We start from the raw sequence: 19659 nt of genomic DNA, 5'->3' as shown, positions 1-19659 counted from the left end.
GAAGGCTGCTTTTTTAATCTTCATCGGCCCAGTCCTCCACCGCGCTGCCGTTCAAAGCTTCCAGGAAACCATCGTCTCCAGGCTGCTCGCCGCCGGCGCGTTCTTTGTTTTCGGCTTCTACCTTGGCGGTCTCGGCTTTATATTTGTCGATCCGGGCCTGTTGCTCGGGATTAAAACTTGTGTACCGGTCTGTCAGCCACTTGAGTGCCTGCATCCGGTCTGCCAGCTTCACAGACACGCCGGATTTTCCTTCTTTGACCTCGGTGATCAGTGTGCCGTCTACCTGTCCGGAATCTTTTAAAACAACGCCGCCGGGTCCAAAGCTCGCATAATCCGTCATATCGGAAAAGGCAATATCCATATACTTTTGAAACAGATCGTCCTCAGATAACAGCTCTCGATTCAGGCGGTTTTGCTTGAGACGTTCTATTTCTGCCTTAATTTCAGGTTTTTTCAGGTTTTCAAAACCGATGGAATAGGCTGTTTCTGTGCTATACCCGGCTTTTATGGCTGCTTTCGTTGCGTTGAAGCACCGAATATAACACAAGCAAAACAGGCGCTGTTTATCGGTGAGACCATTATTGCCCATGACCTGATCAACTTCTTCAGTGGTAATCTTCTGGTCTTTCCTTTTGGTTGCAACTTTTTTGGTTGCAGGGTTGCAACTTTCTTTTTTCCAGTATCGTGCTGCCCAGGACTTTACAGCGGACAGGCTGACACCATATTTTTTCGCGATATCTTTGTATTTCATGCCATCGAGATAATCCTGATAAGCTAAATCTCTTGTGTCCGGCAACCACCTCACCTCTCTTTTTTACGTACGAAAAAAGACCACAGCTCCTGCCATGGCCTCTTAATTACATTTTTACATACTATCATAATAACATATAAAACTGTCCTGCGAGTACCCCTCTTTAAAACTTTTTATTTGACATCAAATAGTAGAACTTTCTTCTTCTGTCATAATACATCTTCTTTCCACATGGAATATCCATAACTGTTTTTAAATAGTGATAACTGACATGCTCATTCGTAACCGCCTTTAAAATATACGGATAAATCTCAGAATCGGCTTCAATTGCTGTTTGTTCAATCAACTGGCACTTTCTTTCAAGCTCAGCTCTTTTCATCGCCAAATGAGCGGTACTGTCCGATTTTTCAGTACCAAAGGGCATCCCCGTAATCTCCTGCGCACCAACGGTATGCGTGTTATATTTCAATTCATCCTTCCATTCATTGTATTGGAGGCAAAAGTTATAAATCTCTAAAAAGCGGTACTTGCTGATTTGATATTTATTCTGGTTTAATGGTCGAACGTTTGGCAATACTTTCGCTCCCCTCTCTTACGCACTCCCCACCCTTCTCCACCGGGCACTCCCACCGCTTTTCACAGAACCTGCACTTGTCCGGAATAACATCTTTAAAATTCTCCGCCTCACAGATTCCCGTTCGATCGTAGGTACAGAACTGGTAGAGAATGCAATCTTCGCAGCGATTCACTTCACCGCTCCTTCCCACGGCTCCGGCAGCTCCCGCCAGGCAGTGACTTCATAGAGCTCGTTGTTAGAGAAAAATCCAGTGGTCTCATTATAAACATCAGCGATAAACACCTCGTTTTTCTGATTGTCCAAAACCGTACATTGGTAAAACCCTTTTTCTTCCGGCAAATCCCCCTCAGCCACAACGTGCCATTTCTGCCTATCAACCTTCTCCTGTAGTTCTTCTGGCGAAAAGCCAATGTCTTCATATTTCCCAAGCTTGTCAATCGCTCGACATGGATCTTGATAATCTTTAAGTCGATAATAATCTTGTTCTTTTTCGGTTAATCGGTTCATTCTTTAACCTCCATCAGCGGACAATCTCCATCCCGCATACCATCGAAGTTAGCAAAATGGTCAATAAGTGGGCAAAATCCGGTATCCATATCTCGATGTTTGTATAGACAATCACATACTTCACAGCTTTCCGGCATTTCCATATCAATTTGTACTGGCATTTTCTTTCTCCTTTACATAATTCACAATACTACACAAGTCTGTTATTTTACATTCGAAGCGGTGTTCCAAAACAATACAATCGTTATAATAGGGGCATTCATTATTTAATGCACGACATGTTCTGCGACTATCACATACAGATACCATATCATCTAATTTATTAATCAGCTCTTTTTCCATTTTTCAACCTCCTTAATCCTAACCTCATCTATCCAAATTTCCGCATGATATGGCAGCTTTTTAAACTCAAAGTAGTCATTCAAAGCACGAATTAATTTTTCCTGTTCTTCGTCTATCTCGTTATGGGAATATTCGTATTCAAATTCGAGATACTCCGCATAACTCCCTTTTGTAATATCCTCACCGCCATCAAGTTCCTCCATTATCCTATCCCACTCAACGGACGCGATTAGAAAGAATCCATATTTGTATGTGCTAAATTCTTCGTTACTCATTTTCGACCTCCAACCTTTCCTCGAAATTTTCTCTTAGCCCCACTACAATTTCTATGATCTCTTCTTCAAGCCATTTTAATTCATGCAAATTTTTACATTGATCAAACATCCCATCAATGAATGGCATAAATCTAAGATAATCAAGACAAAGCTTTCCATCCTCATTTCTGTATAGCATCTTCATTTTTCTTCCCTCCGTTCTCCCCAACTGCAAAAATCATCATAGGTCATTTGCTGGTCGCGCATAAGAATATTGGGATTTCTGCAATTTTCTGGCTCCCAGTAAACACACTCCCCGCACCGCACAATCTCCGGCGTGCGGGTGTTCCACATGTCTACCAACTCTTCCTCGTCTTGTTCTTCGATTTTTGCACCACAATCTACACAATAAACAGCAGTATAAGGATATATCCTTGCTTTTCCTTTTGCATTATATGTTATATCTTCGCATTGCTCTGTTTTTGCTTCGCCCCCGCAGAAGGGACATCTCTTTAGCTTGGTCATTCTTCTACCCCTCGGTTCCAGCAGTCTCCGCAAGTAATATCACAGCTACAAATATCATATTCTCCTTTTACTCCAAGAAGGCGCTTAAGGCAAAAATCGGGATGCCCTTCTTTGGTCGTTTTTACGTTTGGAAACATTTCTAAAAACACGCTCTTGTACGTCTTTACCGGGTGCTCTTTTGCCCACTGCTCGACAATGGCATCGGCTATTTCTGGCTTCTCTTGTTGCAACTCAAAGCACAATAGATGCGTTTTGGTGTTATCCTTACCCATGGGGCACAAATGACATGTTCCTTTATGAAATTCACACATCCTCTTTTTAGTGTTGAAATACTTAATGACATCCATCACTCCCGCACCCCCTTCTTAATTTCCTCGAATTTCTCTAACATCTCGGGCTTTGCTGCCAACATATCTTCCATCGTTGGAAAACAATTGCCAACACTTAACATAGCAAGATCATCTGCATTAACGCTGCAGAATGTTGACCGACTTATGAAACCATCGGTTGAACGAATATAGTAATAACTCTCCCCATCCTTTGGCCTCCACGGCCGTTTTTGGAGGGTGTATTTACCCGCCAATAAACAGAACAACAACCAACCGCTTGCTTCGTGTCCGAGACGGTTAACTATTGTTTCATTTGTAAATTTATAGGGGCCGCAATCCCTAATTTCTCCATCTTCATCCAAAACATCAAACTCTTCTCCAATTTCCAATCCCAGCATCTTTGCCACTTCTGGCATATAATTTCGTCCCATTTTTAAACCTCCATTTTGATCTGCCCATCATCTTGAACCGAAAGCATTTCTTCTTTCGCCCTTTTATAAAAGTCTTTGCATATTTCAAAACCATAAGAATTCCGATTAAGTTCCATACATGCTCGCAATGTACTTCCGCTGCCGGCACATGGATCAATGACCACATCTCCTGGATCTGTAAAAATTTGTATTAATTGTTTTAAGACATTTACTGGCTTTTGTGCCGGGTGTATTTTAGGATATTCTTTTTTATTATCACGTTTCCACTCAAACCAGTTAAATACCATTTTTCCGTTGTTTCGAAACTTTGGTAGTTTTTCCCGATAGAGCAGCAATGCATACTCAGTGGCGCCGCATACCCGCATATTTGCTTTTAAAACTTGAGGTGAGTAGTTTTTGCAGAAAACAAGCGGGATGTTATGTTTAAACCCGTGCTTTTCGGCATATCGTTTTACCGTCTCAATCTGTTCAAAAGAGCAAAACACAATCATACATGGTGCATCGGAGGATTTACCTCGACCGTTGCTTTTATCTGGTTCTTTCTTTAGCAGCTTGTTGCAAAAATGGAAGTATTCCGCAATGTTAAAATTAAAATCACTGTTAAAGGCGGCTTTTCCAGCTTTTTTGCTTTCTCCGTTTTTATTATCGCCCCCAACGTACCACATGGGGTTAGAACCGTAAAAATTAGTTCCAATATTATATGGAATATCGGCAATTACTAATTGTGCTTTTGGAATACCATACCGCTTATAGTTCTGAAAATTATCGTTAAAAAGTTCTATTTTTACTGTATTATTCATTTTTTACCTCCATTTTGATCTGCCCCTCCAGAGGGCTTTCTAATTCCTTTGTTTTTCCACGCTTAGCCAGTTCGACAACTTTTCTGCCGTTATAAGGCCCATCGGGGTACAATCCGCAGGCCACATAGGTCGCTTTCCAGTCTGTCCCTTCGCCGTTGGAGTCACCGTACACCTCACATTTCCGATAGGTGCCGCTGTATTGCTTGCGATAGAAATGCTCACAATCCTTGCAAAACCCTGTTTTAATGCCAAACAGGTGGTGCATTAACTCAATCTTTCGCATGGCTCCCCTTCCACTTCACCACATCGTCAATCATATAACTCTTGCGCAGGATCAATTCATTCCCCCGAATCGTCCGCAGCCGCACATCCACACCGACGTGTGTGCCGTAAATCCTAATAATCTCTCCAGATTCCCACCGGATTTTATTCTTTCCGTCAAAGGCCACCCGAACCATTTCGCCAACGGCCAGATTTCGCTTCAATTCATCCATGGAGCGCCGATCTCGGTAATTCCTAACCCGATCATACTCCACAACCGGAACAGGCTTCAACGACGCTTTGATCGGATTTCTCCACTCCGCCGGATCATACGCCCGCCCGATCCCCCGGCAGATCCTTTTTAACGTCCGCTCCGTACAGCTGCACCCACGCATCACGCTGGCAATGGTGCTTTCAGAGATGCCAGACATTCGACAGAGCTGGCTGTTGGAGACTTTGTTGGCAGCGGCCCATTGTTTTAGGTCAAACATGTATCCTCCCTTCAAAATATAATTTTTAGCAATGTTCACTCTTGTTCACTTAATTTTTTATTACTGTGAACAGAAGAAACTTCGTCTTTATAAGGGTTCTAAGTACTTTGTTCACATGTTCACAATGTTCACACGTTTTTTTGCTCCTACGCGTATACGCTTCAGAATTCACAAAATGTGCGTTTAAATTTTTTCTTTTATATAAACCTTCTTTGCTACGTGAACACTGTGAACTGTGAACACTCTTTTTATTCCTCTTCAATCTCATAAAAGCCCTCAAAGCCTTCCTGCACCTGGCTTTCATCCTGTTTTTCAAGAATACAGACACAGTTGGCATTATTATCATTAAAGCGCTTTCGCTTTGTTTTCCGGCCTTTATCCGTGATGAGCAGCCCTCTGATGTCCGCCCATTTCAAAAAAGCAGTGCTATTATAATTGCAGTCCCGGCACATCTGGTCAAAAACATTTTTAATAATATAGATGTATCCGCCCTCTTTAATCCCCCAGCATTCCTGTATAAAATCTTCATTTTCCCGTTTCATGAACCGATGGTGATTCCGCACGACTTCTCCCATGATAAACTCATAGCACCGCTCATTCTCCGAAATCTCCTTCTCAGACTTCAGCATAGCAGCCGTTTCCTCAATGGACAGATAAACCCCATCCTCAAACAGGCAATCTGTAGCGATCCGGTCAGCGGTTAGAATCAGGGACAGGGAGATGCTTTGTTTCTGCATTTTTCCGCTTTTTTCAATCTCAGCCAAAAGCTCCCGCTGAATACGGCATACCTCCTCGGCGCCGATGTTCTGCAGGATTTCAATGAACTTTTTGCCCGCGAAGCCAAAGTTTTCATTGAGCGTCCGTGCCACCTCGATGCCGTTCTCAAAGATTTTACTGTAGCCGGCTTCGACTTCGATGACGCGGTTGGCGGCGCCGGCCTGAGAGTATTCTTTAGTGATGGGCAGCTCCCCAGTGGTCAGAAAGGCGCAGTGCCAGTTGTAGTTCCGGTTCAGGCCCAGGCTCCGGTTGGATCGGTCCTTGCCATTTCCCGAGCACATGGTGTAGATTAATGTTGAGAAATCACCCTTATACTTCTCCATAACCTGGGCCGTATCGTCCATGATGTAAGGCAGATGATTGAGCATATCGGCCCGCACTTCAATGGCCGTCTGGGTGGACAGGAAATCGCCGGTAAAGGCACTCTCCATGGACGGGTTGCCCCAGATTGAGGCGGCCAGCATCAGGCAGAGGGTTTTCCCACCCTCGGACTGCCCGTGAAGATGCACGAAAAATGGCAGGGCATTGCACATCTTGATAATCACGCTGGCAAAGCTGGCCGCCATCATAATTCTCGGCTCAATCCGCCCCTCTGCGCGGACTTTTTTAACAAACGCATCCCATTTCTTTTCATTGCCGCACTGCCTTATATCACCGTATACATTGCGAAAACGCACATCACCGTCAAAGACAATGTTGCTGTAGTAGGGAACAAACTCCTTGATGGCGTTCTCTCCATGCCACCCCAGCTTGGAGGTAGACACCCACTCGGGCAGGAGGTCCATATTAAAGTTCTCCACGTCAGCCAGATAGCGAACAAGGTACTTGGCGTTTTCGCTGGTCACAGCCACCCCGGCATTGGCAAGCGAAATAATCTTGGCGCTGGAGGCAATCAAGTCCTTATCGCAGATGATCTCTTTCCAGCGCTCCCCTTTTTTGAAGGCAAGCTTGATCTTTTCATCCCCAGTCTCCAGGTTGGTAAACCGCTCGACTGGTAAAATGGGATGGTAGCAAGCCTGCACCTCCCCGAACATGCCAAAGGTCCGGATACCGGTTTCATCAGCGAACCAGTTTCCGCAGCGCAGGTCCGGATAACACTCACTCCCGAACTCGGTCCGCCGGTCCAGGTTCTGGAGCATTCGGGCCCGGTTCTGCTCCTGGAGCTGTTTTTTCTGTTCCTGGAGCATTTTCTTTTCTTCTTTCTGGTAGGCTTTGAGCAAGCTGGTGAACTTTGTTTTCACGCCGAGCTCTGCAGCCCGGTCCGTCAGGTCATTAATGAGGCGCTGGCGGTAAATCTCGTCTTTTTCGTCAATAATCTCCTCAAAAGTGGTGTCTTCCAGAATGGTTTCCTTGGTTAATTTTTCGATTTGCACGGCTTCACCGCCCTTTACACGATACTTTCTACCAGGTATTGCTGGTATTCTAATTTGTGGCACGCCTCGACATAGAGCGGATGAAAAGGTTCATCCTCTGATTTCGGGGCGTATTTTATTTTGTTGGCGTCCAAACGCCAGAGTTCTTCCAATAAAGTCATCCGTATTTTTTCAGCTTTTCCCTTTTCCCGATCAGCGGTCCGACGTTCATGCCGGAGCTTTGCGATGGCCCGGCGGCTCCGGAAAGCGCTGTCCTTTTTGTGGTGCTTTGTATCGGATTCAACGGTTTCCAATTCTAAGGAATCATCCCAGAGACGGAAATGCCCGTTGATCTCCTCCAGTGCCACCTCAAAGGACAGGCCCCGGTACAGCTCCACAAAATGCACCAGACCGCCCTCCGCACCGCAGACAAAGCACCTGAACCCAAAGTCCGTAAAGCTAAAATTCCGGTCTTTTCCGTCATGAATGGGACACGGGATGCGGTGGTGTCGGGCATTGCTACCTAAACCGTACATCCCGAGGATCTCCCGCATGGTCAGAGTGGCCTTGATGAGATCGGCCTTTTCCTTGGTGGTCATGGCTGCACGCCCAGCAGCTCTAAAATTTTAGGGCCGGACTGCTCCGGCGTGCAGAACTCAAAGCGGACGCCGTGGCGGATCTGAACGGAATTCAGGATTTTATACAGGGTTTCGCCTTTTACCTTTCCATGAACGTTATGCCAGTCTTTTGCGTCCTCCAGGCATTTTGCTTTTTTGTCGATGACTAAAAAAATAAGCTCGATGTCATTTTCTTTTGCCTTGGCAATTTCTTTTTTTACACGGTCATGGTCCTTTGAAGCGAAGTTTCCAACGCATTCCTCGAAACCTTTCTTGGTATCAATTACCCGCGATAGATCGGTTAACAAAGCGTAATCCCCAATGGGAAGCTTGGATCGCAGGATGTTCACCCCGCGATCCTTGAAATGTTGATGTGCTTCTTTGTACTTTCCCTTTTGCTGTCTTGTGTCTTCAATGATGGTCAGCATGTTTCACCTCAGCGCTTAAAAGGGGAGTTCGTCATCTGGGAGCGGGTTGAATCCTGCCAATGGATTCCCGGGGTCTTTAAGGGGTTTGAACTCCGGGATCTTAAATTCGCCTTTTCGAATGGCGTCCACGGAACGGGTCGCTTCGACATAATAGCGCTTTTTGGTTTTCCCATCTTGTCCAGTATATTCCTCGTCGCCGATGGTCAGTCCGACGGTTTTTGATAACAGATTGTTTTCATCGTTATTAAAAACAAAACCGGGATTACTTTCTTTGACAGCGGTTAAGAATCCTTTGAAAAATGGCTGTGCTTTAGGTTTATAGGAGCGAATAAAATTTCCTGCCCAAAAGTTTAAGGAAGCGGCCAGACGGGTAAAATAAGATTGATGTTCTCCTTCGAGAATATCGAACTCAACTTTTAAATATTCCTTATCCGGGAAGTCTTCCACCCCTGTGATCACACAGATATACCCGCCAGCTGGCAGGCGCTCAAATTCCTCGGCTTCTTTCACGTTATTCCAATCAATGTTTTTCATTCTTAAAATTCCTCCAATGCTTTGATGACTTTTGTAATATCATTCTCAATTTCTTTTTCCTCAAAAGCGCCCATGGGGCTCTTGGCCGTACTGCTGTTGGACTGGGTTTCAAACAGATATTTCCCGTCCACACATTTTGCCAGTAATACGGTCGTAAACATGGACTCAATGCTGATTTTATCCAGCTTTTTCCCGCTGGTTTTCATCCGGGTAAAAGCAAAGCCGCTGTCATCCCGCTCAGTTTGCGTGTGCGCGGTAAAGATCACGGTCAGGTCCTCCCGGAGCTGCTGCCCCATGGCGACCATCTCTTTTACCGAAAAGGCTAAATCCTGCCATTTGTCATAGCCTTTTTCTTTCATGCGTTTAAACTCATCATCAATCATCACCCAGTTAAGGGTATCGATGACAATGGTTTTAATCTGGGGCTTTTCTGCGCTGATCTTGACTAACGTCTGCGTGATGGCGTCCGCATTGCTGGAGGCCCAGTAGTTGCCATTTTCCTTGTTGTACTGCTTCCGCCAGCCCTTCCAGGACAGACCTTTTTTGTCGCAGTCAATGTAAAAGGTGGTTTTGGGGTTCAGGTTGCGCATGGACGTGGTTTTCCCGGAACCGCTTTCCCCCATGATTAAAATCATTCTTGACATCTCTATTCCTCCTTATCAAACACAACTCGATCAACAGACTGCGTGATGATCAAGCTGGCGATGTCCTTCATGGACAGCGTGCTTTCATTATAAATATCCACCAGTGCGTTGTAGGCTTCCGCCGAAAGTCGGATAACGCACCGCTCTTCTTTAACTATCGGCGCCTTTTTGCGGGCCGGAATATGAATCTTATCATCCATTTTTAGTCCTCCTCCTCGATAATTTCAATCGGGCAACTCTCCCCGACACCGTGAAACGGGTACAGCAGCCACTCCTGTGTGATCCGGCAGCTGTGCCGTTTGGCATAGTCCTCATATTTTAGATAAGGGCAATACTGGCATCGGACGCAGTCTTCCGGAAACGGAATGTTAATGACCGCTCGGCCAATCGTATAATAGGACACCCCGTTCTTAAATCGATCGTCCACGATGACTCACCTCCATCGTCTCCCGTACATACCGAAGCACAGTCTCAATATCTGCCGACAGGTGCGGGTTGCCTTTTAGCATCTTGATTTTATAGGCCTCAAGGCGTTTAGCCGCCTCAAGCACTTTTACGTTACGTTTCATCGTCTTCCTCCGCATCCACCCGCTCCACGCAGTTTTCACAGCCGAAAACCGCTCCAGAACAGTCCCGGTAAAAATAATCGCACTCGCAGCCGCAGGCTGGGCAATGCGGCGGATATTCGATGTCCACATCGGGGTAACCGGTTCGGAGCGCTCTAGTAATATCAGGATGCTCGATCATTTTTTAGCGCCTCCAGTTCAGCCCGGAGTTCATCGTTGCGGTCTTGGAACATTCTGTTTTCAATCTCCAATTCTGCATTTCTCCAGATCAACAATCGAAGTGACTCAGCTTGCGCTTCAATCTGGTCATTTGAGGCCACCACATGCGCCTTTACCATTTCTAAAGCTTTTAAGGGCGATACACTTTCAAACATTCTCATTATTCCCTTCCTTTCCGCCGCTTCACCAGCGCCTCTTTGCGCTGTTTCCATGATTCCCGGACACAGTGCGGGCACACAAACGGCTCGTCTAAAATCGGCCAATGCGACTCATAAATCAGGCCGCACTGGGTGCATTGCTTCTCATACGGAAAATACATTTGCATTTTTCCTCCAAAGGGTATATACTTTTATTAGTTAGTTTTGATATTGGCTGGGATGACGTGTGGGCGTCACCCGGCTTTTCTTATTAATTTCCTACAAAACTAGAAATGTCCAACATTGTATTGCCATCCATTACCTTTGGCATTTCGCCATTCCATTTATCAAGGAACTGTTTCTGTAAGACCTCTGGACTAATGGATTCCTGTAATTTTCGATTGGCTTCAGCTTCCGCATTGGCCTTTTCGATGTTTTTCTTGTTTTCTATTTCTTGCTGTTCATAAGCCAGTTGCGCTTTCTGTTTATCTGCGATGGCCGTTTTATAACTTTCCTCAAAATCGGCTTCGTTAATGGTTACCTTATTGATGTGTAAAACCCCTTCTCCATATTTGCCGTTAACGGAGTCTTGAAGGGCTTTACAGACCGCAGGCTCAATCATGCCACGATTGGTTGCTTCCGCGTCCTGCAGCGTCGCTGAGGCGCTTTTGATGGCCGATGAAACCAATGCGTTGCTGATTAAAGATTCTTTATAATCCGCTACATTCGCAAAAATCCATGCGGACTTTTCTGGCTCAATCTGGTAAGAAACCACAATGTTTTTGTACCAAATGGCGGTACGATTTGCGGTCTCTCCCCAAACCTGATCTTCGATCGTCTTGTCTTGAAGCTTGTTGTTCACGGTCTCGATTTGCTGAACAAATGGGATTTTAATGCTAAAACCGTTCTGTACAGGCTGATCGCTAATCTGTCCGAAAGTTGTTCGAACACCTGTGTAGCCTGTCTTAATCACAACAACCATTTGCGAAGAAACCAGGCATATCACACCTGCCAAAACAAGCGCCATTACGGTCTTTCCGACTCTCTTTCTAGCCGCTTCCTTCTTTTCTGCTGCCATATAAAAAATCTTGTCTTCTTGCATATATTTAAAAACGAACGCGGCAATAAGTAACAGCGCACCAAAAATTAATAAAATCCACATCATAATTTCTCTCCTTATTTAACCCGCGGTATTTTCCCCGCCGCGTTGCCGGTTTTCAAAATCCATTAAAGCAATTCAGGCAGACCACCCGCTGCCGCGCCGGGATTGCCCGTAGGCAATGACAAAATCATTACTCATTTTTTTTACGACCTAAATTGGAGTGAGCGGATTACCCGACGCTCCCCGGGACTGTTAATAAATAGCTTTACAAACCGATTTAGTTTTTTTTATTTCCGCGTTTTGAGCCCGCGGATCAGGCTTTTGACTTAAAGGGGTTATATGGCGTCGCACAGCTTCTTTATGGTGGAAGCCCGCTGTATGGAATCATTGTTATGCCTGCGCTTCCTTTGTTTCCTGTTCTAAGATCCTCTTAAACACCGAAATCGCACAATCATAGTATTTAAATGTGTCCACTTCCTTCTTGCTGCCCCTGGCCACATCTCTGTACCACTCACCGTATTTCTCGGTTTTCAGATGGTGCTTTGTGGCAATGCGGCCGATCTTGTTGGCGCTCACACCAAAGACTTCAGCGACCTCGGTGGCTGTGTACGTTTTTTGGGTCACCTTTGGGAGCGGGATTAACTCCCCACCATTGACAATATCGGCGGCTTTGGCGACCAAAACTGGTGTATAAGTCTTGGATAAGGTGTCTACCTGAGAGAGCTTGTAGAGCAGCTCGGCACGCTTACAATCGGCGGTTTTTAATCGGGCTTCCGCGTTCATCGCCCGGGACTTCGCATTGAGGATTTTGACCTCGTCCGCTTGCTGTGTTTCTTTTGTAGAGTAGGTGCCGGTTCTGCGAAGGGTGGGCAAGATTTCGGAAGTTACCCAGCGCTTAAATTGTTTTGCGGACGGGAGCTTGCTCGATAAGACCAGGCTATATAGACCAGACTCGTTAATAATGTACATTGCGCGACTTTGACCTGAGTCGGTGAAACGCCGGGTCAGCTTATCCTCATTGTCAACGTGTCTTTTCATCGCATCCGAGGTATCTGCATAGCCTAACGCTTCTGCAACATCCTTTCCTACAAACCAAGGTTCGTTGTCAATAACAGCGGTTCGAACCTTTCCAAACGTTTCATTCTCAAAAATTCTTAATGCTTTCATTTTGTTCTCCTTCTAAATTTTTCTCTATTGGGTAATACACACTCACGTTCGCCGCTTCCCGATAATGCTTACATCGGTTCCCCGGCCTCGTCGTACACTGGCGCATTCCGCAGAATCCGCAGTCAATTGGGTCAAATCCCCCGTTCCATGTGTGGGTGTAATACTGGGTGTATTTATTGCAGTTGATGCAACGGCTTCCGGTAATTTCGATTTTCATGAGTTCCTCCTGATATATTACGCCAATAATTGGCGTATACTCTTTCTTTATATTACGCCATAATTGGACGTAAGTCAAGAATTTTTTAGGAGGTTTTTTATGTTTAACGATAGACTGCGAGCCACTCGCATGTTCAGAGGTATCACGCAGCAGAAAACTGCTGATGCAATGGGCGTTTCTCTCAGGCATTATCAAAAATACGAAAGCGGAGAAGTTGAACCCGACTTTATGGGACTATCCGAAGTTGCAGATTTTCTTGATGTACCTACAGATTTTCTATTGGGACGGGATGACTATCTGAAATCTCTCGGAGTTTCCGTTGATGTATCCCTAGAATGTCCTCCAAGGCGTCCCAAATCTCGAAAGAACCAGTAATTTCTCCATATTCTATTTTTTGATAGTGTCTCAGATTCAAGTCCAACTTATCCGCCATCTTTTGTTGCGTCATGCCCGCATCCTTGCGGGCTTTTTTCAGTGTTTCTCGGCTCATTGACTTTTACTCCTCTCCGTGCTATACTTTACATATTAGTTTCTCTTAGCCCCACACATATCACTCCTCTCTGTTCTTGTGGGGCCTTTTTATTGTCCAAATTCTTTGATCATCCATGCCAGAAGAGCGATAAACGCAAGGGTATAAACACCGATGGTGGCTAATGCCATTCCATAAATATGGGCGCCTGTCTGGCATAACGAGATCAGAATCTCTAACATCAATCCTTCCATAGCCACCCCTTCCGGACTGCCAGGCAGATGCCGCCGTAGACAGCAATGCCGAGGAGGACGAAGGGGAGGCCGGCGATACTTAGGTTCATTGCTCTTCCTCCTAAAGCACAACAGTTCCAGATTTTTTATCAATCCATTCTTCAAGTGCTTTTTTACTAATTAAACTCCGTCGGCCAATTTTGGTTACCGGAAATCCATCCGTTCTAGATAGTTGGTACATTAAACTTGTGCTTATACCAAGTATTTCAGCTGTTTGATCGATGCTTAACATCAAAGGTTCATTTTTTTCTTCTAAAGGTTTATTTTCTTCAATCATTTTTTTATTTTTCCTTTCCCCCAACCAGCACGATTAACGAGGCCGCAAGTAGTAAAAATATGCTTTACGCGAATCTAGTATTTTTTGTCTGTTTGAAACCGTACGAGTTATTTATATATGCTTAAAAGGAGGTTATTTTAGCGAATTTACACTTCACAAACGCTATAAAATGCGGCCCCGTTAATACTGCTGGCTGGGTGTGTTACTGGTATTTTTAGACAAATCAATATTCAAATCAACGACGACCCGATGTAATAAGCAAAACGAAAATTGAAAACGCAAGCGATACCATAGATATTATTAATGCAATCATTTATTAACTCCTAACATCAAAACTTAATCAACTAATATCCACTCCTCTGAAACGAGGTCCGCTGCTTGAGGATTCCAACATCTCTGCCGTCTGACCTCTTTTCCGTTTTTTACAACATGTATAACACAGCAATCCGGCCCATCTGTTGGGTTGATTCTAATCTCAGATATTCCTTTTCTGTTAAATGGGTCGTCTTTTCGAACCATTAGTTTTCCTGTTTCGATTGACGCTTTCGTTGCCTCTTGAATGTTCATTATTCTCACCTTCTCTCTTACCTACTAACTTTAAATTCAGCCAAATAAAAGGTATGCACCTACAGCTATAAGCGCCGTCAAAAATAACGCAACTCCCCAAACTATCAGGGCGGTTTTTATGCCAGATGCAAATACTGTAAACGCGAATATAAACCCTAGAACGAGTACTAATATGCAAAACCCAACAATCCTTGAAATCATCCTATCTCTCCTTTTTATTAGTGGTCACTAGGCAGTGCTTTTTTCTTTCTATTAAATCTGTTATACTTTCTCTATCAGTATTGGCGTGCTGAAATATTAAGAAAGGAGCTTGCTTTATGAATATAAGTTCTCTTGAGAGCAAATTAAACAAGTCTATTGATACTTTTGTAGATGAAATTAAATTGCAGTATCCAGAGGGTAGTTCGGAACCTGTTACTGCGGACGACATCAATCAATTAGCAAGACAGACTTGTTATGTGCTAGATGATTTTAAAAAAGCGATCCTCGAATTTTTGAAGTAATCATAATGTGTCGGAGCAATCCGACGCATTTTCTTTATCCGATTCGAGTTCAAACATCAATCTTCTTGCTTCTCTAGCAAGTTTATCGGCATCATTCCCTAACTTTTCCAATCTCGAAATAATCGAATCTTCTTCCACGTTTACAGCTATTACAATTCGTTTTTTCAATGTGTTGCCTCCTCTCTTGGTCCGCTCTCATGCGGTATTTTTATCACTCGATACACCGTTCCGCTCACCAACCGCTTTCTTCTCTTCCAGCTTCTTCTGTGCGATCATACCAGCGGCGTAGGATAAGAGCATTTCGTGTTCTTTATTATCTAGAACTGGAATGATCTCGCAAATTTTACTTGCCGCTTTCTGTTCGTTGATATTCAATTTAATCACCTCCTTCGTGGTGCCACAATCACTCTATGTGGTAATTATACCTTGACATCGTGGGATTGTCAAGAATGTTTTTAAACTTTTTCTTGACTATGTGGGATCCATGTAATATAATAGGCGCATAGAAAGGAGCTTCATATGGAAAAAAGAATTAAAGAACTCAGAAAACGCCTTGGATTAAACCAGGCAGACTTTGGGGCTAGAGTTGGAGTTAAGGGAAATACAATTGGTAATTATGAACTAGGGTTAAGAAATCCTTCTGATGCGGTTATCTTTTCTATATGTAGAGAATTTAATGTTGATGAAAATTGGCTTCGCACCGGAAAAGGTGATATGTTTTTAGATAGGACCAGACATGAAGAAATAGCTAGTTTTATTGGAGGAGTTTTAAGGGACGAAGACGAATCCTTTAAAATTCGGTTAATTTCCTCTTTAGCTGCCCTGGATGAAGATGAGTGGGTTGTTCTCGAAAAGTTTGCGGAGAGCTTAATAAAAAAAGACTAATAGGTATTTCCTACTAGTCCTACATGCCAGTAATTCCTTTCGCAAATTCATAAATTAACTTTAAAATCCTAGTGTTTTTTACTGGCTTAAGTAATTCAATAATAAGTTCTTTGTAATTCATAAAGTATCCCTCCAGCAGGAAAACGTACGTTTGTTTTATTGATTAAATTATAGAACATAAGTTTTCAAAAAGCAATGGGTAAATATGATATATTTTTGCACTGCTTAAATAAAAAAACCGTTTTCAATATTTTCCGGTTGGTGTATAATGTTTATATTACTATTTTAAGGAGAAGTTAAAATGAAAAAGAGGTTTTATTTGGCTTTATTGGTAGCTTTTGTCCTGTTCGTTTTATCAGGTTGTGGAAGCAAAACTATTGATCTTGTGGGGAGTTGGACTAGCGATGATCCTTCTTCTGAATCTCAAGGCATCCAATCTCTTGAAATGTCATTTAGTTCAAGTGGGTATTATTATGGAAAAATGATTTCAACAGACGGTTCAGAACCGCTTGAAATTGAAGGTGACTTTACACTCAACGGAAATACAATCTATGTAAACCGAAAATACGCAAAAGATGGCGAAAAAGAAAATTTAACATATAGATACTCTGTTATTGATAATAACACTATTGAGTTTATGTATACTGATAATTCGTCAATAATACTAAAACGCGATCTCCCTGAGGAAGTACAATCTCCATCGCCAACAAATTCATCAGAAGGAACGAGTCAGTCAAATACAGCAAATACTTCGGCTACATTTACAGGAAAAGAGTATAAGCCAGGTATGTACAAAATAGGCGTTGACATGCCTGCTGGAGAATATGTATTAAATCCAAGCGGAAAGAGCGGCGCGTATGTCGAAATTTCCTCAGATAGTTCTGGGAATTCAATTATAGATAATGATAATTTTGATCTGTTTTGCTACGTTTCTGTAAAAGATGGTGAATACTTAACCCTTCAAGGTTGTTCGGCCTACGAAGAAAGCGGGGTTAAAAGCCTTGTGGACTTTAATGGTGGTTTAGCCTTGATGGGCACATACAAAGTTGGAAAGGACTTGCCAGCAGGTGAATATAAAGTAAAACTTCTAAAAGGTCTTACATCTGGTTATTATGAAGTCAACGCGGCCCCTATTGGCTCTGGAAGCGAAATCATTAATAACGGAATGATTGAAGGTGACACCTATGTGACCCTTGAAGACGGACAGTATATTAAATTGCAAGACTGCTTTATATCTTTAAATTAACACCAATAAAATAACGCCCCCTACCCTGCCAGGTAAGAGGCGATGACATAGATTCCCGGGATAGGCCGGTACATCTACTAACTAGACACTAGTATTGTATCACATTATCCCGGTATTTTCCAATATACCGGGCATTTTTATGCCCAAAATTAAGGAGGTACAGTATGCCGCGTACGAAATATCGAAAAAAGATTAAAAACGGCACCACATATTATTTTTACCGGCTTCGGCATAAAAATCTAAGGACGCCACGCGATCTCTACGGCCGGACTGTTACAGAACTCGAAGACAAAATTCGCCGTTTTAAAAATGAACTGGATCGTGGCGTCACATCTGAAAAGGCATACTTCGGTGACTATATGAAAAAATGGCTTGATGATGTCCATTTAAACAATAAAAAACAGGCAACCAAGACAAAGTATAAGGGGCTTTTTGAAAGGTATGTCCTTCCCTATCCTGTTGCCAATATTCAACTTAAAGACTTAACTGCTTTGGATATTCAAGAGCACTACAGCAAACTGGTATCTGATGGCATCAGTAAGCCTACACTCAAAACGCTCAGCGTCGTCATTAACCCGTGCATTCGCTATGCTTTTACACAAGGAAAAATTCTAACAGACTTCTCGCGTTCAATCGTGCTTCCGGAAGCGAAAAAGAAACAGGAAAAAAGCCGCCGTGCCAGCCAAGCTCTCTCGCTCGACATGGAAAACGCGCTTATTAAGGCCTGCGCCGGAACAAAATGGGAAGTATTTATTTTGACAGATCTAAACTCCGGACTTCGCCGCGGTGAAATTATGGCATTAACATGGGATGACATCGATCTGGAAAAAGGAATCATCGACGTAAACAAAACTTATGACCAGCGGAATAAAGACCAGCCTATCGGTCCCCCAAAGACAGAAAACAGCATCCGGCAGGTACCGATCCCTCGTTTTCTTGTCGAAAAGTTAAAACAGCATAAGGTCGAGCAAAACAAAAGACGTCTTTTACTCTCCAATAAGTACAAAAATCTTAACTTAGTTTTCCCTAATGATTTTGGTAATTACATGGCTGCTACAACAGTTGGCCGCGCTCTCATAGATTTCGCTAAAGAAATTGGACTAGAATCACTCAACCTCCACGATTTCCGAGATACCTACGCCACACGGCTCTATGAAAAAACGAAAGATATCAAAATGGTTCAGTCCTTACTGGGCCACAGTGATATCGCCACAACAGCCAACATATACACACATGTTTCACTGGAAGAGCAGTCTAAATATGTCCAAATTTTAGACGAAAAGGCTCAAAAGGCGAATGAATAAAAAATGAATATACACTCACTCATAAAAAAATAAAAAAAGCTATAAGGGGCAAAAAAGGGGGCAAAACGTCTTTGCTTTAGACATAAAAAGCGCCTGTAATCCGCTTAGTTACTTGATTACAGGCGCTTACTTTACTATAATGGAGCGGAAGACGGGATTCGAACCCGCGGTCCCCGGCTTGGGAAGCCAGTGCTCTACCACTGAGCCACTTCCGCTTAAGATTACTATTTTGTCTTATACTTATATCACTGAAATACGTCACACATGAGCAACTGCATATAATATTACTCTTTTACCTTGAAAATGTCAATAATATTTCAAAAAAATTTATGGACGGGCATAAGTAAAACCGATGTTTCATTATTTTCTTTTAGGATATATTAATGTAAAGGTGTGCTATAATGCCATTAAGACTTTAACAAGGAAGTGATTTTTTATGAATGGGCAAATCTTTAACCCGATTCCCTTCGAAATAACCATGGAGACTTTAAACGACGCTTTGAAGCTTCGGAATCGTAAACGGCTTTTAAATCAGGCGCAGCTCCTGCTGGATCAGACCAATGCTGCCGCAGTGCCAAAGGCGCTGGTCATTCCCGGCTCTGTCGATAAAAAAACGGAAACGCAGATTGTGATCAACGGCGCGTCCTTTACCAGCCCAAAGCTTATGACAAATCTGGATGAGGGCGATGCTCTTTACGCGTACATTGCGACCTGCGGCACTGAAATTGACGCTTATGCTGCTTCCTTAACGGATCAGATGGATCTTTTTATAATTGATGGCATCATGAACCTCCTGGTGGGCACCGGAAAGACCTTTGTATCGGAGAAGGTAAGCAGCTCCGTCGGCTGGCCTGATATTTACGACTATGTTCCCGGCATGGGTGAAGCATGGCCAAAAGACGAACAGGTTAAACTTTTTAACCTATTTGGCTGTTATCCTGCCGAAATCGGGGTTTCAATGGAGGACGCGGCCTTTGTTCTGCCCAGAAGATCCACCATCGGTATTCTGTCAAAAACCAAGTAATTTACCAAGAGCCTGCGAGGCTCTTTTTTAAATAAAAAAAGCCGCTGAATCAGCGACTAAAAT

At 43.5% G+C, this 19659-nt stretch carries 39 protein-coding genes and 1 tRNA gene; 6 read left to right on the top strand and 34 right to left on the bottom strand.

Annotated elements, in window-relative coordinates; all coding sequences use genetic code 11:
• Nucleotides 1-13: 13 nt before the first annotated feature.
• The 27 genes from FYJ53_RS05985 to FYJ53_RS05855 form a co-directional block, all read right to left on the bottom strand.
• Complete coding sequence (locus FYJ53_RS05985) at nt 14-796, bottom strand: terminase small subunit (RefSeq protein ID WP_243143944.1); 783 nt, start codon at nt 794-796, stop codon at nt 14-16.
• Nucleotides 797-914: 118 nt separating this feature from the next.
• The gene (locus tag FYJ53_RS05980; RefSeq protein WP_154557149.1) at nt 915-1325 is read right to left on the bottom strand and encodes a hypothetical protein; all 411 of its coding nucleotides are present in this window, start codon (nt 1323-1325) and stop codon (nt 915-917) included.
• Nucleotides 1294-1500 carry a hypothetical protein gene (locus FYJ53_RS05975; RefSeq protein WP_243143943.1) on the bottom strand — a complete coding sequence of 69 codons (207 nt, stop codon included), beginning with the start codon at nt 1498-1500 and terminating at the stop codon, nt 1294-1296. Before FYJ53_RS05975 ends, FYJ53_RS05980 begins: the two co-directional genes overlap by 32 nt.
• Nucleotides 1497-1835: a hypothetical protein gene (locus tag FYJ53_RS05970; protein ID WP_195840240.1), complete on the bottom strand. Its 339-nt coding sequence runs from the start codon at nt 1833-1835 to the stop codon at nt 1497-1499. The genes FYJ53_RS05975 and FYJ53_RS05970 overlap by 4 nt, the downstream gene beginning before the upstream one ends.
• Entirely contained in the window at nt 1832-1996 is a 165-nt protein-coding gene (locus FYJ53_RS05965; protein ID WP_154557147.1) for a hypothetical protein, read from the bottom strand. Before FYJ53_RS05965 ends, FYJ53_RS05970 begins: the two co-directional genes overlap by 4 nt.
• Nucleotides 1980-2177 (bottom strand): hypothetical protein, encoded by a 198-nt coding sequence (locus FYJ53_RS05960; RefSeq protein WP_154557146.1) that lies wholly within the window; start codon nt 2175-2177, stop codon nt 1980-1982. The genes FYJ53_RS05965 and FYJ53_RS05960 overlap by 17 nt, the downstream gene beginning before the upstream one ends.
• Nucleotides 2162-2452 (bottom strand): hypothetical protein, encoded by a 291-nt coding sequence (locus FYJ53_RS05955; protein ID WP_154557145.1) that lies wholly within the window; start codon nt 2450-2452, stop codon nt 2162-2164. The genes FYJ53_RS05960 and FYJ53_RS05955 overlap by 16 nt, the downstream gene beginning before the upstream one ends.
• Nucleotides 2445-2636, bottom strand: a complete 192-nt coding sequence (locus FYJ53_RS05950; protein WP_154557144.1) for a hypothetical protein — start codon at nt 2634-2636, stop codon at nt 2445-2447. The genes FYJ53_RS05955 and FYJ53_RS05950 overlap by 8 nt, the downstream gene beginning before the upstream one ends.
• Nucleotides 2633-2956, bottom strand: coding sequence for a Lar family restriction alleviation protein (locus FYJ53_RS05945; RefSeq protein ID WP_038354100.1), 324 nt, complete (start codon nt 2954-2956; stop codon nt 2633-2635). Before FYJ53_RS05945 ends, FYJ53_RS05950 begins: the two co-directional genes overlap by 4 nt.
• Entirely contained in the window at nt 2953-3306 is a 354-nt protein-coding gene (locus FYJ53_RS05940; RefSeq protein WP_154557143.1) for a hypothetical protein, read from the bottom strand. Before FYJ53_RS05940 ends, FYJ53_RS05945 begins: the two co-directional genes overlap by 4 nt.
• On the bottom strand, nt 3303-3716 hold the full coding sequence (locus FYJ53_RS05935) for a hypothetical protein (RefSeq protein ID WP_154557142.1): 414 nt from the start codon (nt 3714-3716) through the stop codon (nt 3303-3305). Before FYJ53_RS05935 ends, FYJ53_RS05940 begins: the two co-directional genes overlap by 4 nt.
• Nucleotides 3717-3718: 2 nt before the next feature.
• Nucleotides 3719-4516 carry a site-specific DNA-methyltransferase gene (locus FYJ53_RS05930; protein WP_154557141.1) on the bottom strand — a complete coding sequence of 266 codons (798 nt, stop codon included), beginning with the start codon at nt 4514-4516 and terminating at the stop codon, nt 3719-3721.
• Nucleotides 4509-4799, bottom strand: a complete 291-nt coding sequence (locus FYJ53_RS05925; RefSeq protein WP_154557140.1) for a hypothetical protein — start codon at nt 4797-4799, stop codon at nt 4509-4511. Before FYJ53_RS05925 ends, FYJ53_RS05930 begins: the two co-directional genes overlap by 8 nt.
• Nucleotides 4786-5268, bottom strand: coding sequence for a helix-turn-helix transcriptional regulator (locus FYJ53_RS05920; protein ID WP_154557139.1), 483 nt, complete (start codon nt 5266-5268; stop codon nt 4786-4788). The genes FYJ53_RS05925 and FYJ53_RS05920 overlap by 14 nt, the downstream gene beginning before the upstream one ends.
• A gap of 248 nt (nt 5269-5516) precedes the next feature.
• On the bottom strand, nt 5517-7418 hold the full coding sequence (locus FYJ53_RS05915; protein WP_371720460.1) for a DUF927 domain-containing protein: 1902 nt from the start codon (nt 7416-7418) through the stop codon (nt 5517-5519).
• 14 nt (nt 7419-7432) lie between these two features.
• On the bottom strand, nt 7433-7996 hold the full coding sequence (locus FYJ53_RS05910; protein WP_154557138.1) for a CHC2 zinc finger domain-containing protein: 564 nt from the start codon (nt 7994-7996) through the stop codon (nt 7433-7435).
• Entirely contained in the window at nt 7993-8442 is a 450-nt protein-coding gene (locus tag FYJ53_RS05905; RefSeq protein WP_154557137.1) for an ERCC4 domain-containing protein, read from the bottom strand. The genes FYJ53_RS05910 and FYJ53_RS05905 overlap by 4 nt, the downstream gene beginning before the upstream one ends.
• A gap of 15 nt (nt 8443-8457) precedes the next feature.
• The gene (locus FYJ53_RS05900) at nt 8458-8976 is read right to left on the bottom strand and encodes a hypothetical protein (RefSeq protein WP_154557136.1); all 519 of its coding nucleotides are present in this window, start codon (nt 8974-8976) and stop codon (nt 8458-8460) included.
• 2 nt (nt 8977-8978) lie between these two features.
• The gene (locus FYJ53_RS05895; protein WP_154557135.1) at nt 8979-9620 is read right to left on the bottom strand and encodes an ATP-binding protein; all 642 of its coding nucleotides are present in this window, start codon (nt 9618-9620) and stop codon (nt 8979-8981) included.
• Between the two features lie 2 nt (nt 9621-9622).
• The gene (locus tag FYJ53_RS05890) at nt 9623-9820 is read right to left on the bottom strand and encodes a hypothetical protein (protein ID WP_038350800.1); all 198 of its coding nucleotides are present in this window, start codon (nt 9818-9820) and stop codon (nt 9623-9625) included.
• A gap of 2 nt (nt 9821-9822) precedes the next feature.
• Nucleotides 9823-10047: a hypothetical protein gene (locus FYJ53_RS05885; RefSeq protein ID WP_038350801.1), complete on the bottom strand. Its 225-nt coding sequence runs from the start codon at nt 10045-10047 to the stop codon at nt 9823-9825.
• Nucleotides 10031-10189, bottom strand: a complete 159-nt coding sequence (locus tag FYJ53_RS05880) for a hypothetical protein (protein WP_154557134.1) — start codon at nt 10187-10189, stop codon at nt 10031-10033. Before FYJ53_RS05880 ends, FYJ53_RS05885 begins: the two co-directional genes overlap by 17 nt.
• A complete protein-coding gene (locus tag FYJ53_RS05875) occupies nt 10179-10367 on the bottom strand; it encodes a hypothetical protein (RefSeq protein ID WP_154557133.1) in 189 nt (62 codons plus the stop codon). Before FYJ53_RS05875 ends, FYJ53_RS05880 begins: the two co-directional genes overlap by 11 nt.
• Nucleotides 10351-10566: a hypothetical protein gene (locus tag FYJ53_RS05870; protein ID WP_154557132.1), complete on the bottom strand. Its 216-nt coding sequence runs from the start codon at nt 10564-10566 to the stop codon at nt 10351-10353. The genes FYJ53_RS05875 and FYJ53_RS05870 overlap by 17 nt, the downstream gene beginning before the upstream one ends.
• Nucleotides 10567-10813: 247 nt before the next feature.
• On the bottom strand, nt 10814-11707 hold the full coding sequence (locus FYJ53_RS05865) for an SPFH domain-containing protein (RefSeq protein ID WP_038350804.1): 894 nt from the start codon (nt 11705-11707) through the stop codon (nt 10814-10816).
• Nucleotides 11708-12034: 327 nt separating this feature from the next.
• Nucleotides 12035-12811, bottom strand: coding sequence for a BRO family protein (locus FYJ53_RS05860; RefSeq protein ID WP_154557131.1), 777 nt, complete (start codon nt 12809-12811; stop codon nt 12035-12037).
• The gene (locus tag FYJ53_RS05855) at nt 12789-13028 is read right to left on the bottom strand and encodes a hypothetical protein (protein WP_154557130.1); all 240 of its coding nucleotides are present in this window, start codon (nt 13026-13028) and stop codon (nt 12789-12791) included. Before FYJ53_RS05855 ends, FYJ53_RS05860 begins: the two co-directional genes overlap by 23 nt.
• A gap of 99 nt (nt 13029-13127) precedes the next feature.
• On the opposite strand from FYJ53_RS05855, the gene FYJ53_RS21770 reads away from it, so the two are divergent.
• Nucleotides 13128-13403, top strand: a complete 276-nt coding sequence (locus FYJ53_RS21770; RefSeq protein ID WP_073382704.1) for a helix-turn-helix domain-containing protein — start codon at nt 13128-13130, stop codon at nt 13401-13403.
• On the opposite strand, the gene FYJ53_RS05845 is transcribed toward FYJ53_RS21770, so the two are convergent.
• The 4 genes from FYJ53_RS05845 to FYJ53_RS05835 all read right to left on the bottom strand — a co-directional run bounded on the left by FYJ53_RS05845 (nt 13294) and on the right by FYJ53_RS05835 (nt 14634).
• A complete protein-coding gene (locus FYJ53_RS05845; protein WP_073382702.1) occupies nt 13294-13518 on the bottom strand; it encodes a helix-turn-helix transcriptional regulator in 225 nt (74 codons plus the stop codon). The two genes, FYJ53_RS21770 and FYJ53_RS05845, sit on opposite strands and share 110 nt — an antisense overlap.
• 89 nt (nt 13519-13607) lie before the next feature.
• A complete protein-coding gene (locus FYJ53_RS21110) occupies nt 13608-13751 on the bottom strand; it encodes a hypothetical protein (RefSeq protein WP_187367892.1) in 144 nt (47 codons plus the stop codon).
• Nucleotides 13752-13851: 100 nt separating this feature from the next.
• On the bottom strand, nt 13852-14067 hold the full coding sequence (locus tag FYJ53_RS05840) for a helix-turn-helix domain-containing protein (protein ID WP_154557129.1): 216 nt from the start codon (nt 14065-14067) through the stop codon (nt 13852-13854).
• 336 nt (nt 14068-14403) lie between these two features.
• Nucleotides 14404-14634: a hypothetical protein gene (locus FYJ53_RS05835; RefSeq protein WP_154557128.1), complete on the bottom strand. Its 231-nt coding sequence runs from the start codon at nt 14632-14634 to the stop codon at nt 14404-14406.
• A 317-nt stretch (nt 14635-14951) separates the two neighbouring features.
• Here FYJ53_RS05835 and FYJ53_RS05830 point away from each other — a divergent pair, with 317 nt between their 5' ends.
• A complete protein-coding gene (locus tag FYJ53_RS05830) occupies nt 14952-15137 on the top strand; it encodes a hypothetical protein (RefSeq protein ID WP_154557127.1) in 186 nt (61 codons plus the stop codon).
• Here FYJ53_RS05830 and FYJ53_RS05825 read toward each other — a convergent pair whose 3' ends face one another.
• Entirely contained in the window at nt 15138-15305 is a 168-nt protein-coding gene (locus tag FYJ53_RS05825; RefSeq protein WP_154557126.1) for a hypothetical protein, read from the bottom strand.
• 27 nt (nt 15306-15332) lie between these two features.
• Nucleotides 15333-15512, bottom strand: a complete 180-nt coding sequence (locus tag FYJ53_RS05820; protein WP_154557125.1) for a hypothetical protein — start codon at nt 15510-15512, stop codon at nt 15333-15335.
• 144 nt (nt 15513-15656) lie between these two features.
• On the opposite strand from FYJ53_RS05820, the gene FYJ53_RS05815 reads away from it, so the two are divergent.
• The 3 genes from FYJ53_RS05815 (at nt 15657) to FYJ53_RS05805 (ending at nt 18572) form a co-directional block, all read left to right on the top strand.
• Nucleotides 15657-16022 (top strand): helix-turn-helix transcriptional regulator, encoded by a 366-nt coding sequence (locus tag FYJ53_RS05815; protein ID WP_154557124.1) that lies wholly within the window; start codon nt 15657-15659, stop codon nt 16020-16022.
• A gap of 301 nt (nt 16023-16323) precedes the next feature.
• Nucleotides 16324-17268 carry a hypothetical protein gene (locus FYJ53_RS05810; RefSeq protein WP_154557123.1) on the top strand — a complete coding sequence of 315 codons (945 nt, stop codon included), beginning with the start codon at nt 16324-16326 and terminating at the stop codon, nt 17266-17268.
• Nucleotides 17269-17432: 164 nt separating this feature from the next.
• A complete protein-coding gene (locus FYJ53_RS05805) occupies nt 17433-18572 on the top strand; it encodes a site-specific integrase (protein ID WP_154557122.1) in 1140 nt (379 codons plus the stop codon).
• A 140-nt stretch (nt 18573-18712) separates the two neighbouring features.
• On the opposite strand, the gene FYJ53_RS05800 is transcribed toward FYJ53_RS05805, so the two are convergent.
• Nucleotides 18713-18787: transfer RNA gene (locus tag FYJ53_RS05800), tRNA-Gly, on the bottom strand.
• Nucleotides 18788-19008: 221 nt separating this feature from the next.
• Between FYJ53_RS05800 and FYJ53_RS05795 the strand changes: the two genes are divergently transcribed.
• The gene (locus FYJ53_RS05795) at nt 19009-19596 is read left to right on the top strand and encodes a hypothetical protein (RefSeq protein WP_013381521.1); all 588 of its coding nucleotides are present in this window, start codon (nt 19009-19011) and stop codon (nt 19594-19596) included.
• The last annotated feature ends 63 nt before the right edge of the window (nt 19597-19659 follow it).

This window comes from Eubacterium sp. BL-380-WT-2B (assembly GCF_009696115.1).
Taxonomy (GTDB): domain Bacteria; phylum Bacillota; class Clostridia; order Eubacteriales; family Eubacteriaceae; genus Eubacterium; species Eubacterium callanderi.
Note: the sequence above shows the minus strand (reverse complement) of the source record. Positions and strands in the feature narration are given on the sequence as shown.